This window comes from Spirosoma jeollabukense (assembly GCF_054777855.1).
The window spans coordinates 292,253-318,896 of sequence record NZ_BAAHAD010000008.1; the positions used below are offsets into that span (position 1 = coordinate 292,253).

The 26,644-nt window shown below is 49.5% G+C and carries 19 protein-coding genes; 8 read left to right on the top strand and 11 right to left on the bottom strand.

Going from position 1 to position 26,644, the window contains the following annotated elements; translation table 11 throughout:
* Position 1: 1 nt before the first annotated feature.
* Entirely contained in the window at positions 2-793 is a 792-nt protein-coding gene (locus ACYVEA_RS25405; protein WP_461116234.1) for an adenosylcobinamide-GDP ribazoletransferase, read from the top strand.
* Complete coding sequence (gene cobC / locus ACYVEA_RS25410) at positions 778-1,299, top strand: alpha-ribazole phosphatase (RefSeq protein WP_461116235.1); 522 nt, start codon at positions 778-780, stop codon at positions 1,297-1,299. Before ACYVEA_RS25405 ends, cobC begins: the two co-directional genes overlap by 16 nt.
* 39 nt (positions 1,300-1,338) lie before the next feature.
* Here cobC and ACYVEA_RS25415 read toward each other — a convergent pair whose 3' ends face one another.
* The 10 genes from ACYVEA_RS25415 to ACYVEA_RS25460 form a co-directional block, all read right to left on the bottom strand.
* Positions 1,339-1,917 carry a nitroreductase family protein gene (locus tag ACYVEA_RS25415; RefSeq protein ID WP_461116236.1) on the bottom strand — a complete coding sequence of 193 codons (579 nt, stop codon included), beginning with the start codon at positions 1,915-1,917 and terminating at the stop codon, positions 1,339-1,341.
* Positions 1,918-2,254: 337 nt separating this feature from the next.
* The gene (locus ACYVEA_RS25420; protein WP_461116237.1) at positions 2,255-5,803 is read right to left on the bottom strand and encodes a GEVED domain-containing protein; all 3,549 of its coding nucleotides are present in this window, start codon (positions 5,801-5,803) and stop codon (positions 2,255-2,257) included.
* A 915-nt stretch (positions 5,804-6,718) separates the two neighbouring features.
* Complete coding sequence (locus tag ACYVEA_RS25425; protein WP_461116238.1) at positions 6,719-7,327, bottom strand: LutC/YkgG family protein; 609 nt, start codon at positions 7,325-7,327, stop codon at positions 6,719-6,721.
* Entirely contained in the window at positions 7,324-8,703 is a 1,380-nt protein-coding gene (locus tag ACYVEA_RS25430; RefSeq protein WP_461116239.1) for a lactate utilization protein B, read from the bottom strand. Before ACYVEA_RS25430 ends, ACYVEA_RS25425 begins: the two co-directional genes overlap by 4 nt.
* Entirely contained in the window at positions 8,700-9,443 is a 744-nt protein-coding gene (locus tag ACYVEA_RS25435; RefSeq protein WP_461116240.1) for a (Fe-S)-binding protein, read from the bottom strand. Before ACYVEA_RS25435 ends, ACYVEA_RS25430 begins: the two co-directional genes overlap by 4 nt.
* On the bottom strand, positions 9,440-10,828 hold the full coding sequence (locus ACYVEA_RS25440; RefSeq protein WP_461116241.1) for an FGGY-family carbohydrate kinase: 1,389 nt from the start codon (positions 10,826-10,828) through the stop codon (positions 9,440-9,442). The genes ACYVEA_RS25435 and ACYVEA_RS25440 overlap by 4 nt, the downstream gene beginning before the upstream one ends.
* A gap of 82 nt (positions 10,829-10,910) precedes the next feature.
* Entirely contained in the window at positions 10,911-12,185 is a 1,275-nt protein-coding gene (locus tag ACYVEA_RS25445) for a sugar isomerase (RefSeq protein ID WP_461116242.1), read from the bottom strand.
* A gap of 112 nt (positions 12,186-12,297) precedes the next feature.
* Complete coding sequence (locus tag ACYVEA_RS25450; protein WP_461116243.1) at positions 12,298-14,433, bottom strand: bifunctional aldolase/short-chain dehydrogenase; 2,136 nt, start codon at positions 14,431-14,433, stop codon at positions 12,298-12,300.
* A 285-nt stretch (positions 14,434-14,718) separates the two neighbouring features.
* Entirely contained in the window at positions 14,719-15,108 is a 390-nt protein-coding gene (locus ACYVEA_RS25455) for a LytR/AlgR family response regulator transcription factor (protein WP_093822749.1), read from the bottom strand.
* Between the two features lie 243 nt (positions 15,109-15,351).
* Positions 15,352-19,380, bottom strand: a complete 4,029-nt coding sequence (locus tag ACYVEA_RS25460) for a hybrid sensor histidine kinase/response regulator transcription factor (protein WP_461116244.1) — start codon at positions 19,378-19,380, stop codon at positions 15,352-15,354.
* A 156-nt stretch (positions 19,381-19,536) separates the two neighbouring features.
* On the opposite strand from ACYVEA_RS25460, the gene ACYVEA_RS25465 reads away from it, so the two are divergent.
* The 3 genes from ACYVEA_RS25465 to ACYVEA_RS25475 all read left to right on the top strand — a co-directional run bounded on the left by ACYVEA_RS25465 (position 19,537) and on the right by ACYVEA_RS25475 (position 21,952).
* Positions 19,537-19,992: an SRPBCC family protein gene (locus ACYVEA_RS25465; protein ID WP_461116245.1), complete on the top strand. Its 456-nt coding sequence runs from the start codon at positions 19,537-19,539 to the stop codon at positions 19,990-19,992.
* A 191-nt stretch (positions 19,993-20,183) separates the two neighbouring features.
* Positions 20,184-21,431 (top strand): dicarboxylate/amino acid:cation symporter, encoded by a 1,248-nt coding sequence (locus ACYVEA_RS25470; protein ID WP_461116246.1) that lies wholly within the window; start codon positions 20,184-20,186, stop codon positions 21,429-21,431.
* Positions 21,432-21,532: 101 nt separating this feature from the next.
* Positions 21,533-21,952, top strand: coding sequence for an RDD family protein (locus ACYVEA_RS25475; RefSeq protein ID WP_461116247.1), 420 nt, complete (start codon positions 21,533-21,535; stop codon positions 21,950-21,952).
* Between the two features lie 128 nt (positions 21,953-22,080).
* On the opposite strand, the gene ACYVEA_RS25480 is transcribed toward ACYVEA_RS25475, so the two are convergent.
* Positions 22,081-23,511 (bottom strand): aldehyde dehydrogenase family protein, encoded by a 1,431-nt coding sequence (locus ACYVEA_RS25480; RefSeq protein WP_461116248.1) that lies wholly within the window; start codon positions 23,509-23,511, stop codon positions 22,081-22,083.
* Between the two features lie 118 nt (positions 23,512-23,629).
* Here ACYVEA_RS25480 and ACYVEA_RS25485 point away from each other — a divergent pair, with 118 nt between their 5' ends.
* The 3 genes from ACYVEA_RS25485 (at position 23,630) to ACYVEA_RS25495 (ending at position 26,545) form a co-directional block, all read left to right on the top strand.
* The gene (locus tag ACYVEA_RS25485) at positions 23,630-24,814 is read left to right on the top strand and encodes a helix-turn-helix domain-containing protein (RefSeq protein WP_461116249.1); all 1,185 of its coding nucleotides are present in this window, start codon (positions 23,630-23,632) and stop codon (positions 24,812-24,814) included.
* 292 nt (positions 24,815-25,106) lie between these two features.
* Complete coding sequence (truA, locus tag ACYVEA_RS25490; RefSeq protein ID WP_461116250.1) at positions 25,107-25,868, top strand: tRNA pseudouridine(38-40) synthase TruA; 762 nt, start codon at positions 25,107-25,109, stop codon at positions 25,866-25,868.
* A 74-nt stretch (positions 25,869-25,942) separates the two neighbouring features.
* Positions 25,943-26,545, top strand: a complete 603-nt coding sequence (locus ACYVEA_RS25495) for a nucleotidyltransferase family protein (RefSeq protein WP_461116251.1) — start codon at positions 25,943-25,945, stop codon at positions 26,543-26,545.
* Positions 26,546-26,644 lie beyond the last annotated feature (99 nt).

Sequence of the window (26,644 nt, forward strand, 5' to 3'; positions counted from 1 at the left end):
CATGAAAGACGAACTCCGGTTATTTTTCACGGCTATCCAGTTTTATACGCGGCTGCCCGTTCCGCACTGGGTCGGCTATTCGGAAACGGCGCTGAATCAGGCGACGCGTTACTTTCCCCTGATTGGCTGGTTGGTGGGATTGCTGACGGGAGTTGCCTGGTTAGCAGGAACGTATCTGGTTGATGCGCCGACCGGATTAGTGATTGCCATGATTGCATCCGTTCTGATAACGGGTGCTTTCCACGAAGATGGTTTTGCTGACGTGTGTGATGGTTTCGGTGGGGGCTGGACGAAAGAAAAAATTCTGGAAATCATGAAAGACAGCCGCCTTGGTACCTATGGTATGGTCGGGATTGGGTTGCTGTTAAGCCTGAAATTTTCTGTGTTACTACATCTGGCTCCGGGTTTGTTGAGTCAACCACTGGTTCTCCTTTTGCTGCTAACTAGCGCCCACTCATTAAGTCGGTTTATGGCGGCTACGTTCATTTTTACGCATCCATACGCCCGCGATTCGGCGGATAGTAAAGCCAAGCCGGTTGCTCAGGCGGGTACCATCACTACGTTGCTGATAGCGGGTTTAGGGGCGCTTATTCCACTTCTAGGGTTGACTTTTATAACAGGAGAGCCACTTCTGCTGATGAGTGTTTTACCAATGCATGGCCTGAAAGTCTATTTAGGCCGGTATTTTACGAAGTGGATTGGGGGCTATACCGGCGATTGCCTGGGGGCTACCCAACAGGTATGTGAAGTCGGTTTTTACCTTTCCGTCGCTATCCTGTGGAAATTTATCTGATCCGGCACACAACGCCCAACATCACACCTGGGCTGATTTACGGCCACCTGGATGTCGATTTGACCGACAGCTTTCTGGAAGAACTGGCAATCGTCAAACAAAAACTTCCGGCTACTTTCGAAGCTGTCTATTCCAGCCCTTCCCGGCGTTGCACGCAATTGGCCCGGCAACTGGCTACCAATTTTGTTGTTGATGACCGACTTCGGGAACTGCATTTTGGCGATTGGGAGGGAAAAACCTGGGACGCCATTGACCAGCAGGAATCACAAGCCTGGATGGATGATTTTGTAAACGTGCCCACGCCGGGTGGCGAAAGCCTGAGGCAGATGCACGAGCGGGTTGCCCAGTTCTGGCAGGATTTGTTGAAAACAACCCACCGGAACGTAGCGGTTGTCACGCACGGGGGCGTGATTCGCCTTTTGCTGGCTGAAGAAAAACAACGACCACTTACGTCGGTATTTGAGCAAAAGGTGGCCTATGGGGACGTCGTGTTGGTAAGGAGTTGAGCGCTATAAAGTCGTTCAAACCTTATAGCGCTCAACTCCTTACGCTTCAACCCACGTCAACTTTTCTTCGATGGGTTTGCGAACGGCGGGTTTTTCTTTTGCCTCATGGTAGCCCATGTAGAAGAGGCCAACGCACTTTTGATTGTCGCCCAGGCCTAAAAATTCACTCAGCGTGGGTAAGTTTCCGGGAGTGCTCCAGTAGGCACCAACCTCTAACGCTGTAGCTGTCAACCACATATTCTCAACGGCGCAGGCTACTGCGGCCAGCTCTTCCCATTCAGGCACTTTTTCGGGATGCAGTTCCATATTGATGGCCAGAACGCAGGAGGATTTCAGCACTTTGCTACGTAGTCCCTCGTATTTAGCCGTGGTGAAACTCTCGGCGGGTGTTTGCGAACGATAGGTTTCGCCTAAAAAATCGGCGAGTTTGGTCAGACCTGCCCCCCGGAAAATCGTAAACCGCCAGGGTTGCGTCAGGCGATGGGTAGGCGCGAAGTTGGCATTCTCAAGAATCACTTCAATAACCTCGCGGGGAATTTCTTTGTCAATATAATCGGGTGGAAAAATACTTCGGCGACGGCGAATAAGCTGATTTATAACGTCTACGGATTGATTCATGCGTGTTTTTAGTAGGTCAATTAAGCTGTTGTTCAGCGATAGTAAATTCTTCCTTAAATATAGTAACCGATGTAGCCGGTGCTAGGGGTGCAAGGTCACCATTTTTGCCAGAATATGTGTACAGCTTTCGAGCGTTAACTATACATTGGCTTCCTGGTTTAAATCTCTAAAATCAAAAAAAGCTACCGGTAAAACCAGTAGCTTTTAAAAAAATCCCATAAACAAATTAACGTCACTTCACTTACTCTTTCTTAATTTCATCGACTATATGGCCGAAACAATCGTTTTCAAAGTCGATGTACTACTTGCACAATCGGGTGAAGCTGAGTATGAATGGTTAATTTTTGATAAACCGTTGACGGTATATCGCCCCCGCGTCTGTTTTTACTTCGATCACATACGATCCCGTTGGTAGGTGCTGCACGTCTACCAACGGCGCGGTGCCTACCTGATGCAGCACCTGTTCACCCGCCAGGGTATACAGGTTTATTTCGGTAATAACCTGATCAACAAGTGTTAGGCGAAGCTTATCCGTTGTTGGATTTGGATAAGCAACCAGAGAATTCGCTACGACGCCCCGGCGTACACCGATAATGGGTGAATAACTGATGCTACCATCCAGATCAGTCTGCTTCAGGCGGTAGTAGGTCAATTCGGCTAGTGGTTGTGCATCGACAAACGTGTAGGTCTGAAGGGCGTTGGTTGTGCCTTTTCCTGCAATCCGACCAATCGATTCAAATGCCTTGGCCGTCGAGCTGCTTTGCAATTCGAAATGATCATTATTTTTCTCCCAGGAAGTAACCCAACTTAGCTCATTGCCCGTACCCTCAGTCCATTTGCCCTGGAAACTGACCAGATGAACCGGCATGGCTGCTGGTATAAAATTCAGTGTGGCCGTGCCGGTGTTGGTCGATTCCTTACCCGCATTGTCAATAGCCTTGAATGGAATAACGACCGGATTCGCATCAACCGTTGGATCTACCGCGATCGTTACGGTAGGATTACCGCTACCGTCAGTAGGAATCACCACACCAGAAGGCGTTGCCCCCGTAAATTCGGGTGAAGCAGCCGTATACACCGTGCCATTAATTGTCAAACTCGTGGTATTGCTTGGAAACGCCGTGATGCGAATGCTGGTCACCGTACCCGGCGTTACGTCGCTGCTGAGTGTAGTATTCGTGAACGTATTAGCGGGTGCAGTTACTGGACTCGTACCGCCAGCGTTGGCAACTGTATTCACTCCACCACCAGCGGTAGGCAGTTGTTCGATACCAAAATTGGCATTGGTCAGCGTTACGTTTACGACGCCCAAAGGTAGTATACCATTCACGGTGCCATCATTGCCTGTACCCGTACCCAGGTGTTCACCCGTGCTTACCCAACCCGTTGGCAAGGAAACTGTTGGGGCCGTTGTTGAGCCTACGGTCGCTGTATTGGTTGTTACGTAGACGCTGTAGTTATCGTTGGCCGTGGCCGTAAAGCTATATGTACCATCGGCAGCAACGGGCACTATGGCGGCTACCTGACCCGTTGTGTTATCATATAATATGGCATTGAGGCCACCCGCATTGGTTCCCGTGCCAGATACCATATTGTCGGTCAGGCCATTCACATCGTTATAAACCGTACCGCTAATGTTTAGGCTGATAGTCAACCTGTAGTCTTCGACTTCCCCATTGTCGGCCGCACCAGTAGGTAGGGCTACATCTGAGTCTAGTGTAGCAAGGCGTAGGCGGGCATACGTAGGGCCTGCCGAAAGCCCGCTGAGACCTGTCCAGTGCAGGGTGACGCTCGTCGCGTTATCGGCCACGGTGGCCTGAGCGCGCTCGCCCGCGTCGAATGTGCCGTTACGGTTGAAGTCGATCCAGCCCGACAGGGTGGCATCCGTACCGATTGTATTATTGACCGCTACCGTCAGGTCATAACTGGTCGAATTGGTATTTATTGCCGGGAAAGACGCCACGCCATCTTCATCGTCACTGCCATTCTGGTCATCGCCCAGTGCCGTAGTACCAGGAATACCATCGGGCTCCTGATCAACGGTAGCGCCAATGGTCAGAGCGGGTGTAATGATATGCCCTACGCCAAGATTCGCATTGGTCGTACCATAACTGGCTGGTGCATCACCGTGGTCGCAGGTCAGACCAAAAGAGATATCATCAATTACCAGATCATTGCCATCGCCCCCAATATTGTTGTTACGTAGAACAATGTAAATGTCGGTTGTGGTTGGCGTAAAGGGCAGGTGAAAGTTTAGCCACGTATTGTCCGTTGTAATATTTCCCGTAGCGGTTGAGGCTAACAGAGAATTGTCAGCCGCGTCATACACCTCCAGGTTAATGTTAGGGTCGAGTCCCGTCGTCACACTACCGGCCCAAAGGCTAAGGTCATAGCTGGCCCCGATAACCATGCCCGTGAACTGACGGATATAAAAAATGTCTTTGGCGTACGATGCATTGACCAGTAACAGCCGTCCGGTTCCATTACCATTTGTATGGTCAAACATAGACCCATAGCTGGCGTCCTGTGAGCGGCTAATGATCGAATATTCGCCATCCTGCACCTGTCGTACAGACGTAGCGTGGTGATAGGAGGTAAGCCCCAAAAGTGGTGATCCAACGGTGCCTACCGCACCCGTGCCGAATGTTTCCGTAAAGGTATTCCCGCAGTTTGAGGCCACAGTTGTGGTCTGAAAAAACGTATTCTCCATAACGACATGAACAACTTCGCCCGCTGATACCTTAATACTGGCCGTGCCGTCGGCCACATTGGATGTCGAGTTGTTAGAAGGATCGTAGATCGTTATATTCGTCACATCCCAACCTGCTGGAATGGTTTCAGCCAATGAATAAGTGCCCGGTTTCACCGGAATCATCATAGAGTTATCATTGTGGCTGGTGCGCACGCGCTCGTCATCAATCCAGAAGGCAGACGCTGCACTGCTTGGCCCCGTGCCCGTGTAGGTGCGGGTAAGAATGGTATTCGGTTTGCCGCTAAGGGAAAAGCCGCCCCACATCTGCCCTCCGGGTCCCCCCGTCAAGGCGTTCATTCCTCTGGATTCTGGTTCCACTACCCAGGTACTACCCGTATAGTGATAGGCTGTGAAAAAACCACCAAATATAGCTTCCTGAAGGAGCACACTCCCGTCATCGGATACGGCCAGGTCACCCGTGCTTGATAAACCACCGGTGGCATAGGGTGTAAACACACCGGAAGCCGTCAATTTCGAAATCTGGTTTGCATGCAGACTCGTCGGTGTTTCTCGGAGGTAGACATTCCCTGCCACATCCACATCCACATACGTTGCCTCCACCTTCGTAGGTAAAGCTACAGGTACAAAAGCGCCCGAATTGAACTGATATAATAACCCATTCGCATCGGTGACGACCGTATGTGGGCCATTGCTGGCAACATCAGTCACATTTACCCCGCTTGGTTTGCCAAGTAATGTGGAACTCGTACCATCAAAATAATAAAGTGAATTAGCTTCTATATAGTAGCATTTACCGGCTAGCCCCCCATCTACGCGTTGCACATTGCCAGTTGCTACCTGGGTCCAGGTTGAGCTGCCTGCCGCACGAAAATAAAGGCCGTTGCCACCGGTTGCTGCCCACAAACCCCCAGCCCGATCGGCCCCCAGATCAACAGGCGCTATATTATCTGGCTGATCATTGAGGGTAAAGGTAGGTACTGTGGTAGGTCCGCCGGTTAGAGTGAACGGAAAGTTAAGACTAGACTCTTCATTCAGGGTTTTCTTGTGTACATAAATATACCCGGTTTGGGCGAATGAGGTGTTTCCTAATGCCAGGGCTAGTAGAATGACATATATACTGCTGATATTCAGTTGATTATGGTCAATTTTTTTTGTAGTAAACAATAAATGCATACGCTTGGATGATAGACTGGTGAGAGGGTTGAGCCGTGTTGTCTTGCTTCTTGTAAAGCGGGAATTGGTACCAGTTGATAAAACTGGCTTTCGAGTAAGCTTGAATGGCATACGTAATAAGTTGAAAAAATTTCTATACAGAGAATGGATGGAACATGTATCAATGACACATTTAAGTAAAAACAGGTGAAGTCGAGGCTATTGGCCACTTATCAATTCTATTAGAAATCGACAAGCAGTAATCTCTCGTTTCACTAGCTAGCCAGCCAATATGTTTTTAATCATTTTTGAGACTAAAGTATATTAAACAAGTAACAGATAATTTTAAATTAATTTATTTACTGAGAAACTAATTTAAAATTACAGTATAAATACGGGTATATATATTCTTTTTATAATAGATATAAACGTAGTATTATATAGTGTGAAGACTTAAACGTCTATTAATCAAAGGCCTATAATAAGTCTCCGTTTAATTTAAATAAATTATACTTACTTATTGTATAGTATCAAATGTTACATTTGTGATAGTTGCATATAGACATGATATATACAGCTATCAAAGACCCATTGGTTTTTGATAATTTCGACTGAATCTTAGTGCAAATGGAATAGTTAGGGGAAGGAAATCTGATCTGTGTTCAGTAAGATGAGCAAACCAGCTTGTGAACGCGTTGTCGTTTACTGGTAAATAGCTGAAGGGTTAGGCACTAGAAGTGCTCAGCCATCCTCGATTCAGGAAGCAGGCATCGTACCAAGAATCTCCACGAATTTTATAGTAAAGTGAGATTGATAGATAATATTAACCTCATTACAGCATCAGCCGGGTAATTACCCGGCTGATGCTGTGGCTTTTTAAGAAGCACTAAGTATGAAAGGAGTACCCGTTTCGAAACGGGATAATGTGGTTCTGTCTTATACCATCAAAAACAACGTCATCGTCTTGGGGCCGTGGGCGCCCATGACCAGTGATTGCTCGATATCGGCGCTTTTGGAGGGACCCGCCATGAACAAACCAAATCCGTACTCAGCATCACCAATCCGTTCGTAGGCGTCGTGCATGGTGGGGACAATGTCTCTGGCGTCCAGGACAATGGCCAAATGCTGACAGATAAAAGGTGCCGCCCGGTGGCCCAGCAGCGATTCTGTGAGCCAGACGGCTCCATTTTCGGCAACACCAAAATGGGCACCGATAACAGTAAGCTCCGCATCGGCCAGCAGGTGCGGAGAAAGTCCAGACCAGCCAACCTCCGCCACAGCCGAGAGTTCGGGTAATGTGGTGACGATCCGATGCGCCGGCGAAATGGAGACCTGGCGATATGTTTGCTCAATGTGCTGAATAACATCGAGCCAGTCCGTAACACGCACCACCTGCCCGCCAACCCCGGTTAGCGTTTCGCTGAATCGCTCGATAAGGCGGTCGTTGAACGTATCACTCGTCGGAATTTGGGGTAGGGGAGACGGCTCCCGATCGTTCCGCTTCGTTTTGCCGATGGCGGCCAATATGTTGTCGCGGCTGCTCATGCGTTCTTTCGGTTTTGAGCGTACCACTCCTGAAACGATTGTTCGGGTGGAGTGGGCATCTCGCGGTGTTTATACCACGGATTCAGCTTGTTGCTCACTAACCCGGGAAACCACCCCATGAATTTCCGCCCAATGCTACCACCCCACTTATAAAGCCAGTGATTGGACAGGACGGTACTCATCACCTGCATACTCGCTGACTTTGCAGCACTCGCTTCCCCTTCCTGCGTGATGACCTGCCGCCATTTATACAACTGCTGGTGAATGTCAATTTTTACCGGGCAAACGTTGCTGCATGACCCGCAAAGCGTGGAGGCAAAAGGAAGATCAGCGTGTTTTTTCATGTCCAGGTTAGGCGCCAGAATTGCACCGATAGGCCCACTGATGGCGCTGTGGTAACTATGCCCACCGCTACGTCGGTAAACCGGGCAGGTGTTCATGCAGGCGCCACACCGAATGCACTTGAGGGAATTCCGAAAATCCTCCCGACCGAGGTGTACCGACCGACCATTATCCACCAAAATAAGGTGCATCGTTTGGCCCGCGCGCGGTTGCTTGAAATGACTCGAATAAGCCGTAATAGGTTGGCCTGTTGCCGAGCGGGTAAGTAAACGGAGAAAAACGCCGAGGTGTTTGCGCTGAGGAATAATTTTTTCAATCCCCATGCTGGCAATGTGTACGTCGGCCAGGTGCGCGCCCATATCGGCGTTGCCTTCGTTGGTACATACGACAAATTCACCGGTTTCGGCGATGGCGAAATTCACCCCCGTTAGTGCCACCCGGCGCGTCAGGAAACGCTCGCGCAGGTCGGTGCGGGCCAAACCGGCCAGCATTTGGGGATCAGATAAGCCCGCAGGCGTCCCCATATGCTGATGGAATATCTCACCGATTTCTTCTTTCTTTTTGTGAATGCATGGCAACACAATGTGGCTGGGTGGTTCACCAGCCAGTTGCACGATGCGTTCTCCCAAATCGGTATCCACTACGTCGATGCCGTGCTGTCCCAGGTATTCGTTGAGATGGCATTCTTCGGTGAGCATGGATTTACTCTTGACCATCTGATTTACCTGATTGTCGGTCAGAATCTTATAGACAATCTGGTTGTGTTCGGCAGCATCAGTCGCCCAGTGAACAATGATCCCGTTCCGTTTCGCATTGGCCTCGAACTGGATCAGATATTCGTCTAAATTATCCAGTACGTTGAGCTTGATCCGCGAAGCGGCTTCGCGTAGGGCTTCCCATTCGGGTAAGGTATGGGCGGCCTTATCCCGTTTCTGGCGAATCCACCACAATGTCTGATCATGCCAATCTACGCGTTCTTCGTCGCGGTTGAAGCGTTCGGCCAGTTCGGGATGATCGAGGGTTTCGGTGTTCATGATACGTTACTGTTGAGTATTTCGGCAATGTGTACCACCTTCGTTTTACTCTTTTGCCGTCGAAGCAGCCCTTCGAGGTGCATCAGGCACGACATGTCGGCACTGGTAATGTATTCGGCGCCATTCCGTAGGTGATCGGCCACGCGGTCCTTGCCCATTTTTGACGAGACGGCTTCCTCCACCACGCAGAACGTGCCGCCAAAACCGCAGCATTCATCAGGTCGGTCCAGATCAATTAGCTCCAGATCATCGACCAGATTAAGCAAAGAAACGGGCTTGGAAAACGGCGGAGCGACCAGTTCGCTCATCTGCGAAATATGCAGTCCCCGCTGACCGTGGCAGCTCTGGTGCAGGCCAACCCGGTGCGGAAAGCGGGCATTTAACTGCTTTACTTTCAGGACGTCGGTCAGGAATTCCGTCAATTCATAGATGCGGCTTCGCAAAATTGTGGCTTCAGCTTCGTGATTATCATTGGTATGCAGATGTTCTTTCAGATGCAATACGCAACTACCCGACGGCGATACCACGTAGTCGACACCACCAAACTGCTTAACGAACTTTTCATTAACCGAGTGAGTCAGGTGCTCGAACCCGGAGTTGGCCATTGGCTGGCCACAACACGTTTGACCTGATGGAAAAACAACCGACACGCCTACTTTCTCCAGTAATTCGAGGGTGGCAATAGCGGCTCTTGGATAAAATTGATCGACATAACAGGGAATGAATAAACCCACTTTCATAACGTTGTCCGCTCTAACGCGGCATAATGTTTCAGCTCAATGCAATCGCCCGGCACGGGGCGCGTATTCCAATGGTGATGAATGGCTAAAGCAGCTCCCAGCGCCGTAGCCTGGGCAACCGAAGCCGCAAATACCTCTATTTCGGGGAAGGCAGCGGCCAGCAGATGCATGTAAATGGTATTTTTGCCGAAGCCACCATCTACAAAGATTCGCTTCACCGGCGAATTGGCCAGTACCAGATTGGTTGAGATCAGTTGCTGGGCCATAATGTCCAGAATCAACTGATGGTACGCTTCTTCATACGTACTGAAATTGGCCAGATTCCGATAGGCAAACAACGATTCCTGCAAGGGTGGTGACTTTACGTCGTGAAAATCGCCCCCTATTCGCTGCGAACGCAGGTGATTGATGATGTCAGGCTCATACGCAACGGTGTAGTAGTAATTGACGTCCACCTGGAAATGCTCTGCCAGCCGTTTCACCTGCTGCTCATGCTCATAGCCGGCAAACAAGCGGGATGCTTTGACGGGCCGTCCTTTGTAATGCATGAAGCGCAGGCAATCATACTGCAATTCTTCGACGGTTAACGGGCTGTTGTTGAACGGGTTCAGGCTAATGCACCAGGTTCCGGTCGAAATCAGTACGAAGGGTTCCTGAAACGAGGCCAGATACGGAATTAAGGCTGATGAGCTATCGTGCAACCCCACACCAACTTTCATGGGGTGGTTTAACCACGTAGCATTCATCACATTGTCTGAGGTGGACAATGGTCCCAGAATTTTATTGATCCCCTCCGCCGTTACCCATGGATGGTACTGATTCTGATCAAAATCCCACAGCATGGTGTGGCAACCGATACTGGTTACGTCTGATAAAACCTGTCGCGTAACAATAAAGCTCACATACTGAGGGAGGTGCAAGGCGTACCAGATTCGCCGAAACAGCTTCGGCTTATCGTATTTAATCCGGTACAGCATCAGCCCTGAGTTCAGGCTATCCAGCGCAGGCGACGCCGTTTGCAGGGAGAGTGTAGCTTCATCGCCGTAGGTATCGTAAAACTTCTTCCTGATGTCAGTTGGGAAGGGTTTCAGGTAGTTATACAGATACCCAATCGGACGGCTCTCCCGGTCCAGATAGACAAGGCTGGCGCCGTAGGTAGAAAAGTTCAGCGCCCGAATGTCGAATTCCGGGAGCGCCATGATTACTTCCAGGGAGGCCGTAATCCAGCGGGTCAGTTTTTTAAGATTCTCACAAGGATACCCATCGTCATCGACACCTTCGGCAAATTGCTCCGTTTTCTGCCAGACAATTTCATACCGTTCGTTAAAGAGAAACAGTTTTTTATTGGTCTTGCCAATATCGAAAATGGCGATAACAGGGGTCATAAATGATGAAGTATGAATGATGAATTATGAGTGTTTCAGAGACCCTACTAGCCGCATTTATCATTCATAATTCATCATTAGTTTACAATCCGGTTGCTACGGCTTTTGCACCCCGTTCGCCAATTAACTGCTGGCGCATGTTTAACTGCCGGTACAGCGCTAACGGTTGCAAAGCACCACCAACGCGCAGCCGGGCTTCGGCGACCAATGGCCGGGCGTCGGTGCGGAACGCATCCTGTAAAATTTCCTGGGCCTGCGCTACGTCGTTGGCTTCCCGGGCGTTTTCCAGTGCGACCCGATCCACTAACAAAGCCTGCGCATACGCCAGTTGGATCGCTTCCACCGATTGCAGTAAATCTTCCAGTGGGTCTTTTACGTTATGGCTGGCATCGATCATCCAGCCCAAACTGCTGGCATGATTCATCCCCCGCGCATCCATGCCTTCGATCAATTCGTTGAAGATCAGGAATAACTGGTAGGGTTTGATGCTTCCGGCAGTTAGGTCGTCATCGCCGTATTTGGAGTCGTTGAAATGGAAACCCCCGAGTTTTCCTTCGTTCAGCAGGATGGCGACGATCTGTTCAATGTTAGCGTTGGGCAGGTGGTGACCCAGATCAACCAGCGTATAGGCTTTTGGTCCCAATTTGCTGGCGTAGAGGAATGAACTGCCCCAATCGCCAACGGTCATGGAATAAAAATTGGGTTCAAAGGCTTTATACTCCACGAACATTTTCCAGTCGCTGGGCAGGGCAGCATAAATTTCACCGAGGCTGTCGAGAGTGCGCTGAAACGCCTTTCGGAAGTTTAGCTGGCCAGGAAAACTGGAGCCATCCGATAACCAGACTGTCAGTGCTTTGGAGCCGAGGGCTTCGCCGTGACGAATAACGTCGATGTTGTGATCAATGGCCTGTTGGCGCACAGCGGCATCGGTATGCTGCAATGACCCAAATTTATAGCTCAATTCCTGGTCGGGCTGATCCTGGAACGTATTGGAATTTACCGCGTCGAACACCAGACCGTATTGCCCGGCCAATTGCTGAATGGCTTTCGGATCGCTTGGAATGTCCCAGGGAATGTGCAGCGAAATAGCCCCACTGGAGCGGTTCAGGGCATGAAGCAGGCCAACATCAGCCATTTTTTCTTCCAGATTTCGCGGTTCTCCACCGCCCGCAAATCGACCGAAGCGAGTGCCGCCCGTGCCGAGCGCCCAACTGGGAATCGCAATCTGGAAATCGATTAATTTCTGAATGGTTGCTTCGGCTTTTTCAACCTCGTCGGCCCAGTACGACAGCCTATTTTTGTGAGTGGTTAGCCGGGACTGATTATGATTGTCAATGGAATTGGTGTCGAGTTGCATATGAGTAGGAGCTTTAAGGAGTGAAGAATGTAGAGTGAAAAATGAAGAATAATTAATTATTCTTCATTTTTCACCACACGGGCGGCCCCGTCTTCATTTTTTACTCCATTACTTATCGAACAAAGGCCATCGCTACACCACCGTCTACGTTCAATACGTTGCCGGTTGACTTATTGAGAAGGCCACCGACGAAAGCGAAACAGGCATTGGCAATGTCATCCGGTAAGATGACCTCATTTAGTAATGTCCGTTTTGCGTAGTAAGCTGGAAGTTCGTCCACGGTAATACCGTACGCTTTTGCCCGCCCTTCAGCCCAGCCACCGGCCCAGATGTTCGAGTCGGAGATAACAGCGTCAGGATTAACGGTGTTAACCCGGATATGATCTGCGCCAAGTTCGGCAGCATTTAGTCGGCTCAGGTGAAGCTGAGCAGCTTTGGCTGAGCCATACCCAGCATTGTTCGGACCGGCTACCAAAGCGTTCTTAGAAACGATGTTGATCACGTCGCCCCCCAGATCCTGCTTGCGCATTACCTCAACGGCCGCTTTTGTCACCATAAACTGGCCTTTCACGAGGATGTCATACAGCCGGTCCCATTCCTCAATCGTGTGTTCTGCGATGGGTTTCGAGATGCTGATTCCGGCGTTGTTGATCACGATATCTACCCCGCCAAACGCTAAACTAGCGGCTTTGAACGCTTCTTCGATGCTTGACCAATCGGTGACATTTAACGTAGTGGTTGACACAGCATCTTTCCCAAACGTACTGACGAACTCGGCTTTGGCGCCATCCAGCCGTTCCTGATTAATATCGTTCAGCACCACACAAGCGCCCTCCTGAGCAAACTTCCTGGCAATCGCCTTGCCGATACCACCTGCGCTACCCGTGATCAGGGCAATTTTACCCGACAGCGGCTTTGGTTTAGGCATCCGCTGAAGTTTAGCTTCTTCGAGCAGCCAGTATTCAATATTGAAAGCCTCCTGACGCGGAAGGGAGGTGTATTCCGAAATGGCTTCGGCCCCCTTCATGACATTGATGGCGTTGATATAAAATTCAGCGGCTACCCGCGCCGTTTGTTTGTCCTTGGCAAAGGTGAACATGCCCACACCAGGGTACAGGATCACCACTGGATTGGCATCGCGGATGGCCGGGCTATTGGGATGTTTGCAGGTTTCGTAATAAGCCGTGTACATGGCCCGGTAGTCGGCAAACGCGGGATTCAGTTTGTCTTTAAGGGCTGCTACGCTGGACAGGTCTTCGTTGGGAGCCAGCTCCAGCACTAATGGACTGATTTTAGTACGCAGAAAGTGATCGGGGCAGGAGGTTCCCATGGGTGCCAACCGCTCCAGATCGTTGGAGTTGATGAATTCCAGCACCCGCGCATCGTCGGTGAAGTGCCCAATCATCCGGTTCTGACCCGACGCCAGGCCACGTAGCACCGGAGCCAGGGCAGCCACCTGTGACAGCCGGTCAGCCTGCGGCAGGCTTTCCAGTTTCTGTCCACCAAAAATTGGCCCTTTCTTGCCGTAATTTTCTTCGAGGTATTCAGCACAGCGCTCAATTACTTCCAGCGTATTGACGTAGCTTTCATAGGCCGTATCCCCCCAGGTAAACAGTCCATGTGAGCCGAGCATGATGCCCCGGATGCCCGGATTTTCATTCAGGCACTGTTCCAGCTGCAGGCCCAGATCGAAGCCTGGTTTCTGCCATTCGACCCAGCCAATCTGGCCGTCGAATAACGCCTGGGTGATCCGTTTTCCGTCTTTGGCAGCCGCAATCGCGATGGCTGCGTCGGGATGGAGGTGGTCAATATGTTTGAACGGCAGAAAACCGTGCAGAGGTGTATCAATGGAAGGGGCTTTCGAGGCTAAATCGTAGATACAGTGGTTGAATAATTCCACCATTTCGTCTTCGAATTCAAGCCCCCGATAGCGATTTTTGAGCGCCCGTAACCGGTCGACATACAAGGCCGCCAGCCCACTCCGTTTAAGTGTACCAATATCGCCCCCAGACCCTTTTACCCACATCACTTCGGTCAGTTGACCCGTGAGTGGATCTTCGGCCATTGCCTTGCAGGACGTATTACCCCCACCATAGTTGGTTAGGCGCAGATCGGCTCCGAGCAGGTTTGACCGGTAGATTAATAAGCCTACTTCATCGCCCTCCAGTTCGGCGGCCTTGGCATCGTCCCAGAGGTAGCTAACGTGCCGAAATGATTCAGCTTTGGGGGTATTGGATGTGCTAAGCATATGGTTAAGTTATGTTGGGGTCTTGTTTAAATGCCATTATTTTTAAATTTCTTAACAAAAATAAGCAGATCAACACTATATACTTTCATCTACTTACCCTGTCCAGCCAACAACGATGGTAGATGGCTCTGGATGTCAGTGCATTGGCAGAAAATAAGCGTGAAATTTTGTGCCCACTTGGGTTTAAACTAACACGTAGAATGGGTAAAAACAAAAACGCTATGGTCGATGGTGGCCATAGCGTTTTTTCAATGAAGTGAAAAGATAGAAGCGAATGCGCTTTGACTAATTCAGATGTGTTCTGTTGTTGATCAGTTGCCGACGTACCATGCTCCACCGCCGACGGGAAACGGGCAGTGTTTCGCCGGTTGTTAGATGGACTAGACCACCTGTCTCGGTACGTTCGAGACGCTCAACAAATGAGCGGTTAACAACGCAGTTCCGGTGGAGTCGGATAAATAGCTCCGTTGGTAATTTGGGTGAATAATATTTTAGGGTGCGGGGCATTAACATGCGTCGGCCATCTACCCAATTTAGCCAGCTATAATTAGCTACGGCCTGTAGATAAACTAAATCGTCAACAGGAAAAACCTGCCGCCCCGTTTCACGTAAATAGAGATTCAGGGGGGGCCATTCTGCGGGAGCAGTGCGGACTGAAAACGAGAGAAAGGTCATAAGCTTTGATTGTGGAGGTTACTTCAATAATTTATTATTGAATGATGGCACAATACTAAAGCCAATCTCTGCTTAAGGCTTGCTCGCACGTAACAAGGGCTATAAAATTTGTAACATGTGGTATGAATAATTTGTCTAAACGAACATATGTTATCTAAAGCACTTGAGTAATAGCGTGTAAGATTTTGTGAGGATGATAACAGAGGAGAATTTGCCCGGAAAAAAGGGAGCGATGCGTCAAACCTAAACCATCTCGTGGCGGTTCTTTTCAACGTATTCGGAAGGGGTCAGGTGGTACTGGTCCTTGAATACTTTTGAGAAATAGGCCGGCGTATCGAACCCGACCCGGTCAGCTACTTCGGAAATGGATGCGCCGGTCAGAAGCAACTCTGCCGCCCGATTTAGACGCACCACGCGTATGAGCTCGTTGGGCGTTAAACCAGTCATGGCTTTTACTTTTCGATTTAGGTGCATGCGGCTCATGCCAATGTCCATAGCCAACGGCTCGACTCCGAATGTCGTATCGTCCAGTCGGCTTTCCAGTACGTTATAGACCCGATTCATGAACTCGTCGGCGGGTGCCTGACTCGCTACTGGTAAATGGCCTTCTCCCAGCAGTTGCGTTCGATAATACTGGCGCATGCGGTGTTGGTGTGCCAGCCGATTTCGAATACGTCCGCGCAGTTCATTGACCTGAAAAGGCTTGGCTAGATAATCGTCAGCACCGGCTGTTAATCCCTCAAGCCGGCTTTCAACAGCAACTTTAGCCGTTAATAACAGAATTGGTATGTGGCTAGTAATAGGATTATTTTTGAGTTGACGACAGAGTTCGTACCCATCCATTTCGGGCATCAGTACGTCGCTGATGATCATATCAGGCCCATCAGCAATGGCGGCTTCCAGCCCCAACCGTCCGTTGTTGACCCGCTGGACGGTCCATTCCGTATCCAGGGTAGAGATCACGTAGTCAGCAATCTCGTCATCATCTTCTACCAGCAGTAATCGAGCCGTATTTTCAGCATCGGTTGCTTGGCTGGTGGGTGTATAGTTGCCGGTTGAGTTAGAACCAGCCATAGGGGTCGTAGCGGTTAGCACCGCGGGGGGGACAACCTGAAGGCAGGGCAATTCGACACTGAACGTAGTACCCTCCGACGGGCTACTTGTTACAGAAATTGTGCCCTGCATGATCTCAACAAGCTCTTTCACCAGGGCCAGCCCAATGCCTGATCCGTTTATGGCGCTGTCGGAAGTTGGGTCGACCTGATAAAAGCGGTCGAATACATTGGCGAGTTTATTGGCTGGAATGCTGGCTCCCGTGTTGTGAACGGTAAGACGGATCAGATCTGTAGTGGATACAATGGCTGATAGAGCCTCAATGGGATGAACCTGCGTGGTAACCGTTACTGAGCCATGTTCATTCGTGAATTTAAGGGCGTTCGACAGCAGGTTGGTCAGTATTTTCTCAACCTTATCGGCATCGAACCAGTAATGGTGTTGCCTGATGTGGTGGGTGAGTTGTAATGAAATGTGCTTACGCTCAGCTTCTTCAGCGAAAACAAGTACGGTTCGGTCGATGAATTCCGGCAAATTACCCGGTGTCGGTGTAACGGTTAAATTTCCGGCATCGAGCTTCGCCAGATCGAGTAATTCGTTAATCAGTCGCAGTAGCCGATTCGCATTCCGGTAAATTATCGTTAGTCGGTTGTGGACTGGTGAATTAAGCGTTTCTAGTAGTACCTGCTCTAATGGACTGATAATGAGTGTTAACGGTGTGCGGAGTTCATGAGTGATATTGGCAAAGAAGCGCGTTTTTACTTCATCCAGATGTTTAAGCTGAACAGCTTCCTGCTCCCGTAATTCCATTTCACTTATTTGACGCAATCGGCGGATGCGTATCCTGACATAGGAGACAAGGGCGCCGAGTAAAAGCAACGAATACCCCAGATACGCCCACCAGGTTGCCCACAAAGGAGGCTCAATAACGATGGTCAACGAGTGTACATAGGGACTCCAGATGCCTGATGTATTCGATGCGTTTACCAGGAACGTGTACGTTTTCGGCGGGAGGTTTGTATACGTAGCGGTAGCCTGATTTCCGCTGGAAATCCAGTTATCTTCTAATCCGATGAGCTTATATCGATACTGATTTTTTCGGCTCTGGTTAAACTGAAGCGCCGAAAAGTCAATAGAAAGAAAGTTCTGCTGATGATCCAGAACAACCTCCTTCGTTTCGTCAATATCCCGCTGAATGGGTGAATCCGGGGTGTTTGTGCTGATCAACTGGTTGTTGATACGAAGTGCCGTTAGGGCGACGACCGGTTTAAAATGATCTTCACGAACCCGTTGCGGATCGAAAATAGTGTAGCCGCCAATACCACCGAAAATCAATCGTCCGTCGGGGAGTGCTACGTCATGAAACAGGTTAAATTCATCACTCGGCAACCCATCGTCGGCGGTGTAGCTTCTGGCTTCGAACGTTCGGGTATCGAACCGGCAGAGACCTCGGTTGGTGCTGAGCCAGAGATGGCCATTTCTATCCGGAAGGATCGCGTAGATCACGTTGTTGGGCAAACCCTGGGCCATGGTAAACTGGCGAATTCGACCAGTCAACTTATCCAGCAGGCAAAGTCCTCGACCAAATGTGCCAATCCAGAGATAATTATATTGAACGGGGTCCTGTGTCAGACATAAAAGCGAATTGCCTGGCAGCGATTGCGGATTTTTCTCGCCAACCTGCCAGCGAATTAGCCGCTTTGTTGATAAGTCGGCCCGTAGTAGTCCGTGATTTTCGGTAGCCAGGTAAACACGTCCACCATCAACCATCATGGCCCGGATAATGTAGGGATGGTGGTCTGGCAACGGCAGGGGAAAGGCAGTAAACGTTCGTTTGTCAGCGTTGTAGCGAACAACGGCCCGATTGTGCGGAGCCAGCAGGCCCCATGTATCGCCCTGTGTTCCGGCCGAAATGGCAGTCAGGCGGAAATTGGCGGGTGATGGTAACCAGCGGGCTTCAATACCGGTAGGTGCAATTGGCGCAAATAATTTTTGACTGGCAACGTATTGATAGGGAGGGGTTTTGGCGCTGCTGATCCACAAATTTTTTTTCGAGTCAAATTGATAACGGATGTCGTAAGCTGACTGCTGTCTGATTGACTCAGGAATGGCATCAATCGGAACGTCAAATTGTTGCGTTAGCCAGTCGGTCTGGAATTTATGGACATAAGGCCAGGTTTGAAACGAACGTTTGTTAAGGTCATACTTAATGACGCCATCGCCATCGAGACCAATCCAAAGAACGTTTGTTCGGTCAATCAGTAGCGACAGGGGGGAAAAGTGAGCTAGTTTGGGCGAGCGATACGCTCCTGCCGATGGATTATTCGAGTCGGTGAGCAACGGGACCAGGCCTTCCTTATCCGTATAGCGGCCCTGGTTGATGTAGTCGATCCCTTTTGCGTCCCGCGTAAATAAGGGCAAGCCGATTGGGTCGGCGGGTAGCGGTACTACTTTGCGAACACGCCCGCTCCCTGGATTCAGAATTGCTACCTGACCCGGAAATCCAAGCATCAACTCACCATTGGCCCGCTCATGCAGTCCATACACATCGTTACCGGGCAATCCCTGCGCCATCCGAAAGCCGATGAATTTCCCCGTCGCTATATTATACTGAAATAAACCATCCCGGGCGGATAACCACAGGTGGTTATGGTTGTCGAGTAAAATCGAATGGAGCGTCCGTTGAACCGTATCGCCCAGCATCCCCCAGAACTTGTGTGAAATGGAGCCGTTCGCATTGAGCCGGAAAAAACCATTTGTTTTCGTGGCCACCCAAACATTGCCCAACTGATCAGGCCAGATACCAACGAGCTGGTCCCGGCCAAGTGCCTGCCGATAAGAATGTGAATTGGAAATTCGATTCGATTTTTCGGTAACCGGATCGAAACAATCAATACCATTCGTTTCTGTGCGAATCCACAAGCGGCCTTTGTTGTCTTCCTTTATGTCGTATAAACTGCTGAATGACAGGGAGTGCTGTTGCTGAGGATCGTTGGCATAAATGCGAAACCGAACGCCATCGTAGCGACATAAACCATCGCGCGTGGATAGCCAGATGAAGCCGCGCTGATCCTGAATTATTGAGTTGACGAAGCCCTGCGGTAAGCCACTACGTACAGTAAGGTACTCTGGTTCGGGAAAACTAGCCCTGGCTGGCAGTACTCGACCGAGTAATCCAACGACCCAAAAACAAGCTATCCACCAACTGAACCTGTGCATATACTGACTGGAAAATTGCCCTGCCCGGTTCATTGGAAACCTGGAAAGGAAGGACAAATTCGTCTTCTTCACCATAATTATCAATGTTACGGTAGTTTTTTTAATAAAAGGTAAGGCTTTTGTTTTACAATTTGATCAACAATTTGTTTACCCTTTATGCGTCTTCGTCTTGTTACTCAGGTTCGTCAGCCACTGCCCATTGTCTGGGCTGGGTTTAATCTTGCTCTATTTGAACGACTTAATCCCCCGTTTCCACCCGTAAAGATCATTCGTTTCGATGGTTGCCTGCGAGGGGATATCGTTCACCTCCGGCTGAATTTTTTTCTGTTTCGACAGGATTGGATAAGTCACATTGTTGACCAGCAACAGACCGACACTGAAATCTTCTTTGTTGATCAAGGCATTCAACTCCCTTTTTTCCTGAGCTTCTGGCAGCATCACCATGGGCTGCTACGTGTGGTCGATGAAAAATACGGGAACCAGACGAGCCTTGTTGATGACATTACGTTTAAAACGCCATTTCTGCTGACAGATTATATCCTGTATCCGCTGCTCTGGCTTCAGTTTGCTTACCGCCGTCCCATCTACCGGCGAGTTTTTGGCCAACCGTGATGCGTTTATCCGCTAATCAATGAAGCGATAAATGATACTGTTTTACTGGGAATTGAGGAATATAAAGTATCTATTTTCTTGTAAAATGCCGTACTATACTTGGTCGGACGGGCTCATTCTATATAAACTGGCTTTCTCAACTGGTCAGATTCCTATATATTTGTTCACTACCGTATTTTTTATCTTAGTGCATGAAACTTCCAAATCTGACAACCCGTATTTTTCTGGGCATGGTGCTCGGCATTGCAATCGGTTATTTTTTTCCGGCCACCACCTCGGGTTTTTCGGGAACAGACCTCAATATTCTGTCCAAAATTTTCCTGCGGCTCATCAAAATGATCATTGGGCCACTCGTATTCGCTACGTTGGTTGTGGGCATTGCCAAACTCGGTGATTTTGGCACGGTTGGACGTATTGGTTTGAAAACATTAGCTTATTTCTACTTTGCCACCATTTTGTCGTTAGTTGTTGGTTTATTGGTCGTTAATATTTTGCGGCCAGGCGAAGTGATGAATATAACCCAGTTGCCTGCCAAAGGCACGGATGTTGGCGTTGAGGTTCAGAAAATGTCATTTGAAAATTTCATTACCCACATTGTTCCAACGAGTTTTATAGACGCCCTGGCTACCAATGAAATCCTTCAGATCGTGGTCTTCAGTATCTTCTTCGGAATCGCCGTTGGCGCTGTTGGGGAACAGGGGAAGATCATGATAAAGGCCCTGGATGCACTTTCGCACATTATGTTCAAGATCACCAGTTACGTAATGGCTTTTGCGCCGTTTGGCGTACTGGGTGCCATTGCTGCTATTGTAGCCCAGCAGGGACTGGGTATATTAGGGGGGTACGTCTACCTGATTCTTTGTTTTTTTGGTGGTCTATTATTCTTTATTTTCGTAGTCCTAGCCGCCATTTGTTTAGTCGTCGGGATTCCCTATATTGCCTTATTGAAAGAAATTCGCTCGGCGATTATCCTGTCCTTTAGTACAGCCAGCTCAGAGGCTTCCTTCCCGCAAACTATTGAAGCACTACGTCGATTCGGCTGCTCCGAGCGTATTATTTCGTTCGTGTTGCCATTGGGTTATTCGTTTAACCTGGACGGGTCAATGCTGTACATGACATTCGCTACGGCCTTTATCGCCCAGGCCTATCACGTACCGCTCAGCATTGAACAGCAAATCACCATGATGCTGACGCTGATGATTACCTCTAAAGGGATCGCTGGTGTGCCAAGAGCCTCACTGGTGGTTATTGCCGGAACGATGTCGTTATTCAACCTGCCAATTGAAGGACTGGCACTTTTGCTGGGTATCGATCAGGTGCTGGACATGGGTCGTTCGGCTACGAGTGTGGCAGGTAACGCCGTAGCGACTTGTGTCATTTCCAAATGGGAGGGAGAATTCCGGACGCAGCCTGTTGAGACTGACGAAGTTGCCGTTTAATAAAACCTTACCGGTTTGGAAGAGATTGCATTGGCATTCCCTATCGATTTCGTAAGTTGGGCAGGTGATATTGATTCATTTCACTCTAAACCCAAAAGACTGTGCAACCCTCCTACGTTCCCGTGACTGCTTATGTTAAGGCGACTCCTTTACAGCGTTTTATTGCTGCATTTATCGATGGTATAATTGGTAATCTAGCCGTCTGGCTGTTAATGATTGTATCTTACAACCTGATTACAGTAGGCTATATAATTACCATTGGCTATTTACTTACAAAAGATGCTTTACCCGAAATGGGAGGTTATTTAGGCGGCCAAAGCATAGGTAAAAAACTGATGGGCATCAAGGTCATTAAGGAAGATACGGGCGGAAGCCTGGTTGGCGATTATGGAACAGCCATTACCCGTCAGGTATCCTTATTGATTCCTTTCTTCAATATTATCGATGCCCTGATGGTGTTTAGTGCCGATAGCAAACGGTTCGGTGATAAATGGGCGAAAACCATTGTCATAAAGGCATAATTATCCTTATTTTTTAATTGATTTGGGCCACGATCTAAACAGGTTGTGGCCTTTTTCGTGACGACCTGGCCAGATTAAGTAATACGTTGATTGTCAGTTTTTTGTGCGCTTGGCTGACCGGTATCACCTCATAAATACGTGACCAGGAAATTGATCAGCTTCTTAACCTTCTCTGTATAAGGAGGATAAATGAATTTCATGGTACCAAAGTCGCGCTGCATGACACCCCGCTGATTGGAAAACTCCTGGAAACTGAAGAAGCCGTTCGATTTTCCCAAGCCGCTGTTATTGACTCCGCCAAAGGGTAGTTCTACATTGCCAAATTGAATTAACGTATCGTTGATAACCGTGTCGCCCGCTGAGGTGCGATCCAGAATGTACTGCGTGTTTTTGCGATTTCGGCTGTGGATGTACAGCGCCAGTGGTTTCTCGCGCTGGTTCACGATGCGTAAGGCATCGTCGAGGTTAGTATAGGTCAGGACGGGCAGCACCGGACCAAAAATCTCGTCCTGCATCACCCGCATATCGTCGGTAGTTCCTTCCAGAAGGGTCGGTTCAATGAAATTCTCATCGGGGTTCATTCTGCCACCGTATGTAATCGTAGCGCCCTTGCTAACCGCATCGTCCACCAGGTTCTTTATCCGTTGAAAATGTAGCTGGTTCACAATACGGGCGTAGCTATCCGACGCTTCGACAGGCTTTCCGTCCGGGCGATACATGCTGGTCAACGTATCCTGCATAGCCTGGATGAACGGTTGCTTAACCGATTGATGGACAAGAAGATAGTCAGGGGCAATGCAGGTCTGCCCATTGTTCAGGCATTTGCCCCAGGCTAGCTGCCCAGCGGCTTGTTTAAGATCGGCCGTCTCATCGACAATGGCTGGCGACTTGCCGCCTAATTCGAGCGTAACCGAAGCCAGATGTTTGGCGGCTGCCGCCATCACGATACGCCCAACGGCTGGGCTGCCTGTGAAGAATATATGGTTAAACGGTAGCTCAAGCAGTGCTTTCGATACGTCGGCATCACCTTCAAAAACAGCTACTTCCTCCGGTGGAAACAGCTCTGTAATCATTTTATTGATCAAGCCAGCTGTGTGGGGTGTCAACTCGGACGGTTTAAGGATCGCTACGTTCCCGGCGGCAATAGCAGAAACCAACGGCCTGATTGTTAACACAAACGGGTAGTTCCAGGGAGCAATGATGAGCACATTGCCCTTGGGCTCGTGGCGGAGGTAACTTTTAGTGCCCATAAGGGCTATGGGCGTTGGCAGGGATTGGGGCTTCATCCACTGCTTTAAATGCCCGATGGTGTGCTTGATTTCAGCCTGTAGCGCCATCAATTCACCCAGCAAAACTTCCGCCGACGGCTTCCGGAAATCATCGTACATGACCTGCTGAATGTCAGATTGATGGTTTTTTATCCAGGTCTGAATGCGCCTGATACGTTCGATACGCTGGCTGGCACTTATTAGCGCCATTCTGGAAGCATGTCGACGTTGGGCATCGAACGTGGTTCGGATCGGCGTATGTAGGTCAACTTTGGGCGGTAGAGTTGTCATGGGCGCTAAAGTCAAAATAATACGTTAAAAGTACAAAAAAGGTGGGGTAGTGTTGGGTATTGGCATTTAAAACGTGAATCGTCTATCTTAGCTGAAACTTTAGCAAACTTTATACCGGATGACGCTCGTTAGTGATAACATCCGCTACCTGCGCAAACTCAATGGTCTGACACAGGAGCAATTCTCTCGTAAAATAAGCATAAAACGTTCGTTACTAGGGGCCTATGAAGAAGGCCGTGCTAATCCGAACCAGGAAAATATACAGGCAATTGCTAAAGCGTTCAATACAACCGTTGAACTGCTGACGCGGCAAGACCTCCGAAAACTTCGCGAAACACCCAATCTTAGCATTCCGCTCGGCCAGTCGGGCAAACCAGCTGATACGTATCGAAGCGCCGAAACCGGATCGGCCATTCGGTCTGATGGCAAACTGACGTCGGATGATGACCCCTTTCAGCATCCCGATTTTCCCGATATTTTTGCTTCACCCACACCGCCGACGCCCGAACCGCAACCGTTGTCGTCGGTTCTGAACAAATACTACCAGACGAAAGAGGAACCCCGACGAAGTCCAGATCATCCGATTCCGCCCGTAATCACGTCCCCAGTGCGTCCCGTTCAGGAACGAACAGTCTCCGAGCGCCAGCCATCGAATACGTTTCAGCCCGTTGATAATCTGTTTAATCCCAAACCCGACTTGCGCGCTGGCCAGACTCGTCCTGTGCCGACGCGGCAGCCTGAATCGCTGTCATTCAATAATGTATACGAGGGGTCGGCATCGTCGGCTCGCCCGAGTCAGACATCACAGTCGGTTGCGCCTACGATTCCGGTCGTGATGCAGCGGCAGTTTATGGAGTATGGGCAACGGCACCAGCAAGCCGATTTCCTGCAACGGCTTCCGGCTATGCATCTCCCTACGTTACCCGAAGGGCACTACCGAGCCTTTGAAGCGGGCGAGGATTTTACCTTTCCGGGAGCCCTCCTGGTTGGAACGTTCGTTCGGAACTGGTTCGACATTGCCGATGGCAAGATGTACGTACTACTCATTCAACCCCAGCGGGCCGACAACATGAATTCGGGAGTTTATTGTCGTCGGGTGTATAATCAGGTAAAAGTAAAAGGCAGCCTGCTGCTGACAGCCGATCGGGCCGACATTCCCAATCGGGAGATTGCATTAAAAGATGTACTCGAAGTATGGGAAATCTGCGCGTTTGTGAGCCAGCAAATGCCCCAGCCCGCCCCAAACACCGATCGACTGAGGCAATTAGTCGATGAGCTAAAATTTGAAGTTGAGCGCTTGTAAATAAAGCGGTTGCCTTCCGCAATGTAGCCACAAAACACCGATTACTAAATTTCGATGTTTATAGGAAACTCTGTTCATGTCAGGTAGTTACGAAATAAAGTAAACAGACTCGTCGTCATTTTTAGCAGAGACGGTCGCGTTTCCTGAAAAGGAACAAGTCTGTTAACCTCGTTTGTTACAGGGGTTTTCCTTTCTCTTTTGATAGGGGGCTTTGGCAGTAAGGCGTTGTTTCCTGAAACCAAAGCCCCTCACCGTTTTTATCCGGCCGACAACCCGTACTTTTGCGGCTATCATGCGTTATTTTCTTCAACTGGCCTACCGGGGAACGAACTATCACGGCTGGCAGCGGCAACCCAACGGTCTAAGCGTGCAGGAGGTTCTCGAAACGGCACTGACAACGGTTTTACGCCAGCCCATAGCGATTGTAGGTAGTGGCCGTACGGATGCCGGTGTTCATGCGGGGGAACAATTTGCTCATTTCGAGACGGATGCTACGTTGCCTGACCACTTAATCCGGTCATTAAATAGCCTGATTCCATCGGACATTGCCGTTTATGATTGCTTTCCGGTCCGGGCTGATGACCATGCCCGTTACACCGCTACGTTTCGGTATTATCAGTACCAGATCAGCCGCCGGAAAGACCCGTTTCGGGATGGGTTGGTCTATGTGTTTTCGCTACCCCTGCGTGTAGACTTGATGAACGACGCGGCTAGTCGGTTACTCCAGTATGCTGATTTTGAGAGCTTTAGTAAAGTGAAGACCGACGTTAAGACATTCAACTGCCGAATTGATAAAGCTTACTGGGAGCAAAAAAATACGGGTGACCTGGTCTTCCACATCCGTGCGGATCGCTTTCTGAGAGGCATGGTACGGGCCATTGTCGGTACGTTGCTGGCGGTGGGGCAGGAGCGTCTCAGCGTGGCTGATTTTGACGAGATTATTCGGGCTAAAGATCGGAAACGCGCTGGGCGGGCCGCTCCCGCCGATGGGTTGTCATTGGTCAAAGTTGGCTATCCGGACGAGGTATTTGCCCAGCGAACGGGTGAAAAATAGTTTGTGCCGACGTTCCACTCATTTACTCGTTCATTATTTCTTTAGTATCTTTCTTCTTTCTAAAAAGATTTCACTTGAAAATCGGAACAATCATATTAGCCGCTGGCGACTCGTCGCGAATGGGTGGTGAACCGAAGCAACTGCTTACCTATAAAGGGCAGTCGCTATTGCGTCGTATAACCGAAAGTGCGCTGGCGTTGCAATGCGGCCCGGTCGTGGTGGTGCTTGGGGCCTATCGTGCCCAAATTGTGCCCGAGCTAGCCGGATTGCCGGTTACGTTGGTCGATAATCCAAGCTGGCCAACGGGGCAGGCATCGTCGCTGAAGACGGGATTAGCCGCTTTATACCTGACGCACAAAGACATTGACGCGGTGCTCGTGCTTCATACCGACCAGCCCATGGTATCATTGGGCTTGCTCCTGCATATGCTCGAAGTGCGGAAGGAGGAAGCTAAAGGCATTGTGGCTTGCCGCTACGATACGCAACTGAGTGTGCCCGCCCTGTTTGATCGCGACTACATTGCCGAACTCCTTAAGCTGGAAGGCGATAAGGGCGTAAAATGGGTTATTGTTAAACACCGCGCTGATTGTTCGGAAGTTCCTTTTGAAGCCGGGGGTATCGACCTCGACTCGAAACGAGACGTTGAGTTGTTTCAGCAGGTGCTTCAGGCAGACTGAGTAATTCTTGATGAACACAGAGGCACAAAGAACACAGAGTTTTTCAATATACTTTCAGGTAATCTCTGTGTTCTTTGTGCCTCTGTGTTCAAATAATCT